Raw genomic sequence first — 12,321 nt, 5'->3', positions numbered from 1 at the left:
AATGAGGACGCTCCACGAGCCCAACTCTCACCGTGTTCGCACCGTCACAGCCCCCTCACTTGAACAGCGGCGTCCCCGGCACGAAAGCGTCAAACGCGGCCCAGAACTGGGAGCGGTAGCGGTCCTGCTCCTGGAGGATCTCGTGCTTCGAGCCGGCGATCACGAGGTGGGAGCCGGCGCGCAAATGGTAGGCGAACTCCTCGATCGCCGCGGTCGACACCACGGTGTCGTTGGAGGCCGCCAGCATCAGGATCGGCTGGCGGATCTCGGACGGGTAGTTCATGCCCTTGAAGGTGTGCATCGCGCGGAAGGCGGCATCGGCCCAGGCGACCGTGGGCGACGCCAGGCCGAGCGTGGGGTCCTCCTCCAGGATCGCCGCGTTGCGCGCATAGCGCACGGGATCGCTGGTCAGGGGATTGTTGATGAAGGGAGACAGCCCGGTGAGATGATTGCTGCCGCCGGGAACGTAAGCCCCGCCCCGCCCCAGCACCCGCATCGTCTTCAACAACGTCCGCACCGGAAACGAGGTGGCGCGGCCAGGCAAGTCGATCATCGGCGCCGACAGCACCATGCGGTCGAACCAGCGCTTTTGCGCATGTGCCAGCCGCAGCAGCACCGCGCCGCCCATGGAATGCGCCAGCGCGAAGAACGGCGGCGGACAATCCGGCAGCACCACCTGCTGCACGAAGGTCTCGACGTCGATCTCGTAGTCGGCGAAGTTGCGCACATAGCCTTTGCGCGGATCGCGCAGCCGGCGCGAGGAGTGTCCCTGCCCGCGCCAGTCGAACATCGCCACCGCAAAGCCGCGGTCGCGCAAATCGCGCACGGTCTCGAAATATTTCTCGATCTGCTCGCTGCGCCCGGTGAAGACGCAGACCGTGCCCTTGCGGTTTGCCGGCGGCGCCCAGCGCGCGAAGCGCAGCTCGACGCCGTCGGGCGTCTTGATGGTGCCGCTGACGACGTCTTCGGGAGCGGGGTTGGACGGAATCGAGACCAGCGTCATGAGTGGAAGTGCTTGGGCGCCAAGTGCTGTGAATCAAGTGCTGCAAATCAAGGGGCGGGAGCGCCGAAAAGGGGCCGATGCCGCCCTCTTGAACGCCGTCTGGACTCACCCATATCACCTTCGTGCAGGCCGCTACCAGTGTTTCGGAACCGGAACATCAGGCTGCACACAGACTAAAGCCCGGCCCGATTGGCGGGCGGGTTACCTAAACAGTCGCTCAATGGAGGACTTGACCATGCGTACCTACGATCTCACCCCGTTCTATCGCTCCACCGTCGGCTTTGACCGCCTCTTCAATCTGCTCGACCAGGCAGGCTCCGACGGCAGCCCCGGTTATCCCCCCTACAACATCGAGCGCACCGGCGAGAACGCCTACCGCATCACCGTTGCGGTCTCGGGCTTCGCCAAGGATGAGCTCTCCATCGTCGCGAAGGAAAACACGCTGACGATCAAAGGCGAGAAAGTCGCCAACGAGAACTCGAAGTCCGAAGTGCTCTACCGCGGCATCGCCGCCCGTGCCTTCGAGCGCGCCTTCCAGCTTGCCGACTTCGTGCAGGTGAAGGACGCCTCGCTCGAGAACGGCCTGCTCCACGTCGACCTCGTGCGCGAGATTCCCGAAGCCAAGAAGCCGCGCCAGATCGTGATCAACACCGGCGCGTCGAGCGCACAGGTGATCGAGGGCTCGGTCGCCGCCTAAGTGCGCATCAACTTTCAGGTTGCGAAAACGCCCCGGTGCCCCCGGGGCGTTTTTTCGTTTTGCAGCGCATCACAGAACGGTGAGGGTATGTAACGCCACTGCCTCACGCTCCGTCCTTTTGGGTATCGCACTCAAAAATAAACGGAGAACGATCATGACTTTCTGGCGCAGCCTTTTCGTCGCCGCGAGCCTGCTGGCGGCTCCCATCAGCCTCGCTCACGCCCAGACCCCGCAGACCGTGAAGGCCAAGAACGTCGTGCTGGTGCATGGCGCCTGGGCCGATGGCTCGAGCTGGTCGGAGGTGATCCCGATCCTTCAGGCCGCAGGCCTCAACGTCACCGCCGTGCAGAATCCGCTGGGATCGCTCGCCGAGTCGGTCGAGGCAACCAAGCGCGTGCTGGCCGAGCAGGATGGCCCGACCGTGCTGGTCGCGCATTCCTGGGGCGGCACCGTGATCAGTCAGGTCGGCACCGATCCGAAGATCACCGGCCTCGTCTACATCGCCGCGCGCGCCCCCGACGCCAACGAGGATTTTGTGGCGCTGTCGAAACAGTTTCCGACGGGCCCTGCGCGCGCCGGCATCGTTGAGCACGACGGCTATACAAAGCTTTCGGAAGACGCCTTCCTGAAATATTTCGCCAACGGAGTCGCACCGGAACGCGCAAAGGAGCTCTACGCCGTGCAATGGCCGACCGCGGCCTCGATCTTCGCCGGACGCACGACGGAGGCCGCCTGGCATTCGAAGCCGAGCTGGTACGCGGTGTCGAAGAACGACGGCACCATCAACCCCGATTTCGAACGCTTCCTCGCCAAGCGGATGAACGCGACCACGATCGAGCTCGACGCCGGCCACCTCTCGCTGGTGTCGCGTCCGAAGGATGTGGCGAATTTGATCTTGGAAGCGGCGGGGTCTCCGCGGAGCTGAAGCACAGCCGCTGTGACCTGAAAGCGCCCGAGGTCCTCGGGCGCTTTTTGTTTGCTTCAACCCTAATCCAAGCCCTGCGCAGCCGGCATCTCCTGCGTCGGCAAGATGGTAGTGGCCGGCTTGGCCTGGCCGACGGTCGGAGCGGCGCCCTCGGCGGGCTTGGCCTGAACGGCGGCGGTCTGCTGCGCGGGCTGGGGCTGCGGTGCTTGTACCTGCGGCACCTGGGCCTGGTGTGTCGCAGGCTCGGCCGGCTTAGCGGCTGCCACCGGTGTCTCGACCCGCAGCGGAGCCGCTTTGGGCAACGGGACGGTGCGGCTGGCGACATGCGGGATCGGCGCCGGCGGGCGCGGCGGACCACCGCGGACCATGGTCGGTGGCGGCAGCGCGCTTTGCGGCCGGTAAGGTGCAACCGAAGGCTCCTCATAGGCCGGCGCCATGCCATAGGCATCAGCGGCCGGCATGAAGCGGATGATCCGGCCGTCGCGGGCATCGATCACGAGCCGGCCGTCATCGCCGCGGCGGTCGATCACCGCGATGGTGTAGACGGCGCCGCGCAGGCGCGGGATGCCGAGCGGCGAGAAGCCGTTTTCGCGCAGCACCGCATAGACCTCGGTGGCCGGCAGCAGCGCCGGCGCCGGACCGCGGTCCTCATAGCCATAGCCGTAGCCGTAACGCGGCGGCGGTGGCGGCGCGGCTTCGCCCGGCCCGTAGGGTCCGTCGAAATCCGACACCGCGATCATGGCCCCGCCGGACATACCGCCCGCCGGACCTTGTGCCTGAGCAGCGGTTGCAGCCAACGCTAGCGCGGCGGCGGCCACACATCCTGTGAAAAACTTCATGGTCGACACGCTCCTGTCAGGCCCCCGAATGCTCGCGCTCTTTCGCTTCTTGCGGCGTGGCGCGCCTTTCGAAGGGCTGATCCGAAGCTTCATTGGTGATTTCGGCGCCGCTTGGGCCGGATCGCGGCGCGTTTGCTTCAAAACCGGGGCCGCGCGCCATGCGGAAAGCGCTGATTGACACTTTGGGAATCGGGACTTTCGCGCGCTTGTGTGATAGACAAAAATTTGGCAAGGTGATGGTTAGGACAGGAAGACTGTCTCAATTTTGCCCGCGATTCCGGCACAGGGATTGCAGCGAAAACCGGCACTTTCGAGCGCCGGCAAGGTACCAGGCAAAGCCGTTCTCGGGGACGAAGAACGCCTAGGCCTGAATTTAAGAAAATGCGGCTCGCTAGTGGACGAGCGGTGACCCAGAGGCGGGTGCCGCGGAACGCCCAAGGTGCGCCGAAGATGGCGGTGAGGCAGCTTGCCGCATGGAGAGGATTGGAACAATGAACGGGTCGCAATTCGAGCGCGCAAACATCGTGGCAGAAGAGCTGTCGGCGACGGTCGCCTCGAAAACGACCGATCCGATTCAGGAGCACAATTCGCGCCCGCCGGCCGAAGGTCTCTACGATCCGAGCCTGGAGAAGGATTCCTGCGGGGTCGGCTTCATCGCCAACATCAAGGGCAAGAAGTCCCACGAGATCGTCTCGGACGCGCTCAGCATCCTCTGCAATCTCGAGCACCGCGGCGCCGTCGGTGCCGACCCGCGCGCCGGTGACGGCGCCGGCATCCTGGTGCAGATCCCGCACGCCTTCTTCAGCCGCAAGGCCAAGGAGATCGGCTTCGCGCTGCCGGCGCCCGGCGAATACGCCATCGGCGCGCTGTTCATGCCGCGCGACACCGCCTGGCGCAACGTCATCAAGAGCATCATCGCCGACCAGATCAAGGCGGAAGGCCTGACCCTGCTCGGCTGGCGCGATGTGCCGACCGACAATTCCTCGCTCGGCGTCACCGTGAAGCCGACCGAGCCCGCCTGCATGCAGGTGTTCATCGGCCGCAACGGCACCGCCAAGTCCGAGGACGAGTTCGAGCGCCGGCTCTACATGCTGCGCAAGTCGATCTCGCAGGCGATCTACCAGCGCCGCGACCGCGGCCTCGCCGGCTATTACCCGTGCTCGATGTCTTGCCGCACCGTGATCTACAAGGGCATGTTCCTCGCCGACCAGCTCGGCAAGTACTATCCCGATTTGCACGAGAAGGATTTCGAGAGCGCGCTCGCGCTGGTTCACCAGCGCTTCTCGACCAACACCTTCCCGGCCTGGTCGCTGGCGCATCCCTACCGCATGATCGCGCATAACGGCGAGATCAACACTTTGCGTGGTAACACCAACTGGATGGCGGCGCGCCAGGCCTCGGTGAGCTCCGAGCTGTACGGCAAGGACATCAACCGGCTCTGGCCGATCTCCTACGAAGGCCAGTCGGATACCGCCTGCTTCGACAACGCGCTCGAATTCCTGGTGCAGGGCGGCTACTCGCTGCCGCACGCCGTCATGATGATGATTCCGGAGGCGTGGGCCGGCAATCCCTTGATGGATGAGAAGCGCCGCGCCTTCTACGAATATCACGCCGCCCTGATGGAGCCGTGGGACGGCCCAGCCGCGATCGCCTTCACCGACGGCCGTCAGATCGGCGCCACGCTCGACCGCAACGGGTTGCGGCCGGCGCGCTATCTCGTGACCAAGGACGACCGCATTGTCATGGCGTCCGAGATGGGGGTGCTGACGATTCCCGAAGACCAGATCATCACCAAGTGGCGCTTGCAGCCCGGCAAGATGCTGCTGGTCGACCTCGAACAGGGCCGCCTGATCCCGGATGACGAGATCAAGGCCGAGCTCGCCAGCAGCCATCCCTACACGGAGTGGCTGGAGCGAACCCAGATCGTGCTGGAAGAGCTGCCGAAGGTGGCGACCACCGGCGTGCGCTCCAACCTGTCGCTGCTCGATCGCCAGCAGGCGTTCGGCTACAGCCAGGAAGACATCGCAATCCTGATGACGCCGATGGCGGCCACCGGTGAAGAAGCCGCCGGCTCAATGGGCAACGACACGCCGATCTCGGCGCTGTCGGACCGGCCAAAGCCGCTGTTCACCTATTTCAAGCAGAACTTTGCGCAGGTCACCAACCCGCCGATCGACCCGATCCGCGAGGAGCTGGTGATGAGCCTGGTCTCGATCATCGGACCGCGGCCGAACCTGTTCGACCTGCAGGGCCTCGCCACCACCAAGCGTCTGGAAGCGCGTCAGCCGATCCTGACCGATGCCGATCTCGAAAAGATCCGCTCGATCTCGGATGTGGCCGATTCGCACTTCAAGTCGCGCACGCTGGACACCACCTTCCACGCCGGTCTCGGCGCGGCCGGCATGGACCAGGTGCTCGACGAGCTCTGCGCGCGCGCCGAGAGCGCGGTGCGCGAGGGCGTCAACATCATCATCCTGTCCGACCGCATGGTCGGCACCGACCGGGTTCCGATCCCGTCGCTGCTGGCCTGCGCCTCCGTGCATCATCACCTGATCCGCACCGGCCTGCGCACCTCGGTCGGTCTCGTCGTCGAATCCGGCGAGCCGCGCGAAGTGCATCACTTCGCCTGCCTTGCCGGTTACGGCGCGGAAGCGATCAATCCTTACCTCGCGTTCGAAACCATCGTCGCGATGAAGGACCGCCTGCCCGGCTCGCTGGACGACTACGAGATCGTCAAGCGCTACATCAAGTCGATCGGCAAGGGCCTCTTGAAGGTGATGTCCAAGATGGGCATCTCGACCTACCAATCCTATTGCGGCGCGCAGATCTTCGACGCGGTCGGCCTCAAGGCGGATTTCGTCGGAAAGTTCTTCGCCGGCACGCACACCCGCGTCGAAGGCGTGGGCCTTGCCGAGATCGCGGAAGAAGCCGTGCGCCGTCATGCCGACGCGTTCGGCGAGGCGCAGGTCTACAAGACTGCGCTCGACGTCGGCGGCGAGTACGCCTATCGCAGCCGCGGCGAGGACCATGCCTGGACCGCGGAATCGGTCGGCCTGCTTCAGCACGCCGCGCGCGGCAATTCACTGGAGCGCTATCGCGCCTTCGCGAAGATTCTCAACGAGCAGTCGGAGCGCCTGCTGACGCTGCGCGGCCTGTTCCGGATCAAGAACGCGGACGAAGAGAAGCGCAAGCCTGTCCCGCTCGACCAGGTCGAGCCGGCCAAGGACATCGTCAAGCGTTTTGCCACGGGCGCGATGAGCTTCGGCTCAATCTCGCGCGAGGCGCACACGACGCTTGCGATCGCCATGAACCGGATCGGCGGCAAGTCGAACACCGGCGAAGGCGGCGAGGAAGCCGACCGCTTCAAGCCGATGCCGAATGGCGACAGCATGCGTTCGGCGATCAAGCAGGTCGCCTCGGGCCGCTTCGGCGTCACCACGGAGTATCTCGTCAACTCCGACATGATGCAGATCAAGATGGCGCAGGGCGCCAAGCCTGGCGAAGGCGGCCAGCTGCCCGGCCACAAGGTCGACGCGACCATCGCAAAAGTTCGTCACTCGACGCCGGGCGTCGGCCTGATCTCGCCGCCGCCGCACCACGACATCTACTCGATCGAGGACTTGGCGCAGCTGATCTACGACCTCAAGAACGTCAACCCGACGGGCGACGTTTCGGTCAAGCTCGTCTCCGAGATCGGCGTCGGCACCGTGGCCGCGGGCGTTGCCAAGGCGCGCGCCGACCATGTCACCATCGCGGGCTTCGAGGGCGGCACCGGCGCTTCGCCGCTGACCTCGATCAAGCATGCCGGCTCGCCCTGGGAAATCGGCCTTGCCGAAACCCACCAGACGCTGGTGCGCGAGCGGCTGCGCAGCCGCATCGTGGTCCAGGTCGACGGTGGCTTCCGCACCGGACGTGACGTCGTGATCGGCGCGCTTCTCGGCGCCGACGAGTTTGGCTTCGCCACCGCGCCGCTGATTGCGGCCGGCTGCATCATGATGCGCAAGTGCCATCTCAACACCTGCCCGGTCGGCGTCGCCACCCAGGACCCCGTCCTGCGCAAGCGCTTCACCGGCCAGCCCGAGCACGTGATCAACTACTTCTTCTTCGTCGCGGAGGAAGTCCGCGAGATCATGGCCTCGCTCGGCTTCCGCACCTTCAACGAGATGATCGGCCAGGTTCAGCTGCTCGACCAGACCAAGCTGGTCGCGCACTGGAAGGCCAAGGGCCTCGACTTCTCCAAGCTGTTCGTCAAGCAGAAGGAAGAGAAGGGCCAGAAGATCTATCACTCCGAGCGCCAGAACCATCATCTGGAGGCGGTGCTCGACCGCACGCTGATCGAGAAGGCGCAGCCCTCGCTCGACCGCGGCGCGCCGGTGAAGATCGAGGCCAAGATCAACAGCACCAACCGCTCCGCGGGTGCGATGCTGTCCGGCGCAGTCGCCAAGATCTACGGCCATGCCGGCGTGCCGCAGGACACCATCCATGTCAGCCTGAAGGGCACGGCCGGCCAGGCCTTCGGTGCTTGGCTCGCCAACGGCGTCACCTTCGAGCTCGAGGGTGAGGCCAACGACTATGTCGGCAAGGGCCTCTCGGGCGGCAAGATCATCGTCAAGCCGCCGGCGAACAGCAGCATCGTGCCGGAAGAGAGCATCATCGTCGGCAACACCGTGATGTACGGCGCCATCCAGGGCGAGTGCTACTTCCGCGGCGTCGCCGGCGAACGCTTTGCCGTGCGCAACTCGGGCGCGGTCGCTGTCGTCGAAGGCGCGGGCGATCATTGCTGCGAATACATGACCGGCGGCATCGTGGTCGTGCTCGGCAAGACCGGGCGCAACTTCGCGGCCGGCATGTCCGGCGGCATCGCCTATGTGCTCGACGAGAGCGGCGGCTTCGACAAGCTGTGCAACATGGCGATGGTCGAGCTCGAGCCGGTGCTGTCGGAAGAGCTGATCAACGCCGGCACCTATCATCACACCGGTGACCTCGAGGCGCATGGCCGGGTCGACGTGTTCAAGGACCTGCTCGACTCCGACGTCGAGCGTCTGCACGTCCTGATCACGCGCCACGCGAAGGCGACCGGCTCCAAGCGCGCCGCCGACATCCTCGCCAATTGGAAGGAATGGCTGCCCAAATTCCGCAAGGTGATGCCGGTCGAGTATCGGCGCGCACTGCGCGAAATGGCGGCCAACGCGGACGCCGAGCCGAAAATCGCGATCGGGGCGTAATAAAAAGAGCCTCATGGTGAGGAGGCGCGAAAGCGCCGTCTCGAACCATGAGACCACCAGCCGGGCCTTCATCCTTCGAGACGCGCGTTCCGCGCTCCTCAGGATGAGGGTCTAGCTAGAGAACAAACGACTAAGCGGCAGGGACTGCGGGTTTAATGGGCAAGATCACGGGTTTTCTCGAAATCGAACGGCATGACCGCAAGTACACGCCGGTCGCCGAGCGCGTGAAGCATTTTCACGAATTTGTCGTTCCCTTGACCGAGAAGGAAACGCGCGACCAGGCTGCGCGCTGCATGAATTGCGGCATTCCCTATTGCCACGGCACCGGTTCGGTCGCACCGGGCACGCCCGGCTGCCCGGTCAACAACCAAATCCCTGATTTCAATGACCTCGTCTATCAGGGCAACTGGGAAGAAGCCTCGCGCAATCTGCACTCGACCAACAACTTTCCGGAGTTCACTGGCCGCATCTGCCCGGCGCCGTGTGAAGCCTCCTGCACCCTCAACATCGACGACAACCCGGTCACCATCAAGACCATCGAATGCGCGATCGTCGACCGTGCCTGGGACAATGGCTGGCTGAAGCCTGAAGTCGCCGCCGTGAAAACCGGCAAGAAGGTCGCGGTGATCGGCTCCGGCCCGGCCGGTATGGCCTGCGCACAGCAGCTCGCGCGCGCCGGCCACGACGTGCACCTGTTCGAAAAGTACGCCAAGGCCGGCGGCCTGCTGCGCTACGGCATTCCCGACTTCAAGATGGAGAAGGGCATCATCGATCGCCGTGTCAAGCAGATGGAAGGCGAGGGCGTCACCTTCCACTACAACAGCCATGTCGGCGTCGACGGCAATGTCGATCCGCGCGAGATGCTCAACGAATACGACGCGATCGCGCTGACCGGCGGCGCGGAGGCGCCGCGCGACCTGCCGATCCCCGGCCGCGAATTCGACGGCATCCACTATGCGATGGACTTCCTGCCGCAACAGAACCGCCGCGTCTCCAGCGAGTCCTTGAACGGCGTCACCGAGATTTTGGCCGGCGGCAAGCACGTCGTCGTCATCGGTGGTGGCGACACGGGTTCGGACTGCATCGGCACCTCGCTGCGCCAGGGCGCGCTCTCAGTGACCCAGCTCGAGATCATGCCCGCCCCGCCCGAGCGCGAGAACAAGGGCCTGACCTGGCCGAACTGGCCGCTGAAGATGCGGACGTCGTCGAGCCAGGCCGAAGGCGCGGTCCGTGAATTCGCGGTGCTGACGCAGAAGTTTTCCGGCGAGAACGGCAAGGTCAAGAAGCTGCACTGCGTGCGCGTCGACGACAAGTTCAAGCCGATTGAAGGCACCGAGTTCGAGCTCGACGCCGAGCTGATCCTGCTCGCGATGGGCTTTGTGCACCCCGTGCACGAGGGCCTGTTGAAGCAGCTCGCGGTCGACCTCGACCCGCGCGGCAACGTCAAGGCCAACACGCTGGACTACCAGACCTCGCGCCCGAACGTGTTCACCGCAGGCGACATGCGCCGCGGGCAATCGCTGGTGGTCTGGGCCATCCGCGAGGGCCGGCTGTGTGCAAGGTCGATCGATACATTCCTGATGGGGAAGACGGATCTGCCACGCTGAGTGAGGCGCGAGCCGCCCGATTGGCAAACAGTGTCATCGCCCGCCTTGTGCGCAATTGCGCACTGGAGCGGGCGATCCAGTATTCCAGAGACAGTTGTCGTCACCGAGAAGCCGCGGCGTACTGGATGCCCCGGTCAAGCCGGGGCATGACAGGGGAGTGCGCGTTGAGAGCGACGCCTCAACACGTCAGCGCCTTTAATTCTGCAACCTCACGCCCAGCATCACCACCGTGCCCTGCGAGCTCGAACCCGGCTGGTTCGAGTCCAGGATGTCGTGGCGTAGCGTGCCCTTGATCCACATGTTGCGGTTGAGCTTGTAGATCAGATTGCCTTCGAGCGAGTAGGTCTTGTCGTTGCGATTCTGGCCCTGGTAGTCGTAGGTGCCGTAGGTGAACTTTCCGATCGCGGTGAGCCAGCGGCGGAAGTCGTGATCGACCTCGGCCGCATAGGTGTGCACCAGCACGCCGGAGGAGCCCGGGATCGTGGTCTCCGCGATCTGCGTGTCGGTGTTGAATTTCACCGTCGTCAGCCCGCTCGCGTTCCAGATCAGCGAGCCCGTGGTCAGGAAGCCCGAGAGCTGGCTCAGGCGCGGGTCGACATAGTTGCGCGCGGAATAGCCGACCGAGATTTCGCCGGTGAGGATGCGCGAGAATTCGAAGGACGAGCCGACCTTGGCGTAGCCGCCGGTTGAATCGCGCAAATAGCCGTTGCGGTCGGCGGCCTGGTCGTGGACGCGGTTATCGCCCTCGATCTCGACGAACGGCTTCAGGCCCGGCTTGAGCTCGTAGGAGAAACGCCCGACGCCGCCATACTGGTTGAAGTCGCGATCGTCATTGCTGAAGGTCGAGCCGTCGGTGAGCTTGGAGTCGGTGTAGGCCGTGCGATCGATCGTGGCGCCGGCCGCGACCTGGAAGCGGTTAAAAGTCTGGTCGAAACCGAAGGTGCCGCCATAGGTGGCGTAAACTGGATATTTTTGCAGGCCGGCCTGCACGTTCGGGCTGCCGGGATTGTCGGTGGCAAGGCGCAGACGCAGCTGCGAGGTCAGCTTGAGGTCGCGATCGACATCGAAACGGCCGTCGACATGGCCGGTGAAATCGGGCCGGTCGATCTCGACCGGCGACGGCGAGGCAAGTCCGTCGATCGTCGCCGGCATGTTGTTGGTATAGCCGGAGAACGAGCCGCGCAGATCCGCGACCAGCGCGTGGCGCTCCCAGTCGGACATGACGAGAAGATCAGGCGCGACGACATAGACCGGCGAACCGACCGGCTTGCTGAGGCGCGCGGGATTGGTGTCGTAGCCGGTGGACAGTTCGAGCCCGCCCTTGATCAGAAAACTGCCGGCGTAATCGCCGACCGCGCCGAACGCGTCGTCGTCGGCCTTGAGGCGACGGCGCTGCGGCTGGCCGGGCACGGTGCCCGCCATCGCCGGCGGCACCGGCGTCTTGTTCGCGGTCTCCGACGGCGGCGGCGCAATGCGCGGCGCACCGAGAGGGGACAGTGTCGGTGTCGCCGACGGCACCGGCGAGCCCGGACCTGCGGGCTTCTTCGGCTTCGGCTGCCCCGGATAGAGCTTTGGCTGCTGGCGCTTACGATTGAGCGAGTCGTAGCCGGAGCCGCTCGCCCCGTTCGCTGCGGGCAGGCCGTAGGTCGGGACCTGGCCGACACGCGACGGCGCGGGCGCATCGCTTTTCTTGCGCGGATCGTCGTTGGGATCCGGCGGTGCCGGGACCGCATCCGACGGCGCCTGCGGGACGCCGGCCGTGCGCCGCGTCGGCAGCGTGTCGGGCGCGGCAAAGCCGCCGCGGTTGGGATTGAACAGGTCGGGCGTGAGGCTCTGGGCGGCTGCCGGGGCGCTTTCCACTGCGGTCAGCAGCAGGCATGGCAAAGCGGCGCGAAGGAGTTGCGCGCGCTTGCTCCGGCCCCTGCCTGGAGGCGACCCCACGATGGAATAACTCCAACGAAATCATACACTTCACCGACAGCCTCCCGCAAACACGCGGGAACCATCGTTAATGGAGTTAAAACA

At 65.1% G+C, this 12,321-nt stretch carries 8 protein-coding genes; 5 read left to right on the top strand and 3 right to left on the bottom strand.

The genetic code is table 11. The features are described 5' to 3' along the window. Nucleotides 1-55: 55 nt before the first annotated feature. A complete protein-coding gene (locus ACP2YP_RS05675) occupies nt 56-1,003 on the bottom strand; it encodes an alpha/beta fold hydrolase (RefSeq protein ID WP_426422870.1) in 948 nt (315 codons plus the stop codon). A gap of 235 nt (nt 1,004-1,238) precedes the next feature. Here ACP2YP_RS05675 and ACP2YP_RS05670 point away from each other — a divergent pair, with 235 nt between their 5' ends. Continuing rightward, nucleotides 1,239-1,700, top strand: a complete 462-nt coding sequence (locus ACP2YP_RS05670; protein WP_426422868.1) for an Hsp20 family protein — start codon at nt 1,239-1,241, stop codon at nt 1,698-1,700. Between the two features lie 154 nt (nt 1,701-1,854). Beyond that, entirely contained in the window at nt 1,855-2,625 is a 771-nt protein-coding gene (locus ACP2YP_RS05665) for an alpha/beta fold hydrolase (protein ID WP_426422867.1), read from the top strand. A 62-nt stretch (nt 2,626-2,687) separates the two neighbouring features. Here the strand turns inward: ACP2YP_RS05665 and ACP2YP_RS05660 are convergent, their stop codons facing one another. Beyond that, the gene (locus ACP2YP_RS05660; protein ID WP_426422866.1) at nt 2,688-3,464 is read right to left on the bottom strand and encodes a hypothetical protein; all 777 of its coding nucleotides are present in this window, start codon (nt 3,462-3,464) and stop codon (nt 2,688-2,690) included. Between ACP2YP_RS05660 and ACP2YP_RS05655 the strand changes: the two genes are divergently transcribed. From ACP2YP_RS05655 to ACP2YP_RS05645, 3 genes are all read left to right on the top strand, one after another. Beyond that, a complete protein-coding gene (locus ACP2YP_RS05655) occupies nt 3,463-3,642 on the top strand; it encodes a hypothetical protein (RefSeq protein WP_426422865.1) in 180 nt (59 codons plus the stop codon). The genes ACP2YP_RS05660 and ACP2YP_RS05655 overlap by 2 nt on opposite strands. Before the next feature lie 313 nt (nt 3,643-3,955). Further along, nucleotides 3,956-8,689, top strand: a complete 4,734-nt coding sequence (gltB, locus tag ACP2YP_RS05650) for a glutamate synthase large subunit (protein ID WP_426422864.1) — start codon at nt 3,956-3,958, stop codon at nt 8,687-8,689. Between the two features lie 155 nt (nt 8,690-8,844). Further along, complete coding sequence (locus ACP2YP_RS05645; RefSeq protein WP_426422863.1) at nt 8,845-10,296, top strand: glutamate synthase subunit beta; 1,452 nt, start codon at nt 8,845-8,847, stop codon at nt 10,294-10,296. 195 nt (nt 10,297-10,491) lie between these two features. Here the strand turns inward: ACP2YP_RS05645 and ACP2YP_RS05640 are convergent, their stop codons facing one another. Then, nucleotides 10,492-12,237 carry an outer membrane beta-barrel protein gene (locus ACP2YP_RS05640; protein WP_426422861.1) on the bottom strand — a complete coding sequence of 582 codons (1,746 nt, stop codon included), beginning with the start codon at nt 12,235-12,237 and terminating at the stop codon, nt 10,492-10,494. Nucleotides 12,238-12,321 lie beyond the last annotated feature (84 nt).

This window comes from Bradyrhizobium genosp. A, assembly GCF_049949275.1.
Lineage (GTDB): Bacteria > Pseudomonadota > Alphaproteobacteria > Rhizobiales > Xanthobacteraceae > Bradyrhizobium.
This window is presented reverse-complemented; position numbering and strand designations above follow the sequence as displayed.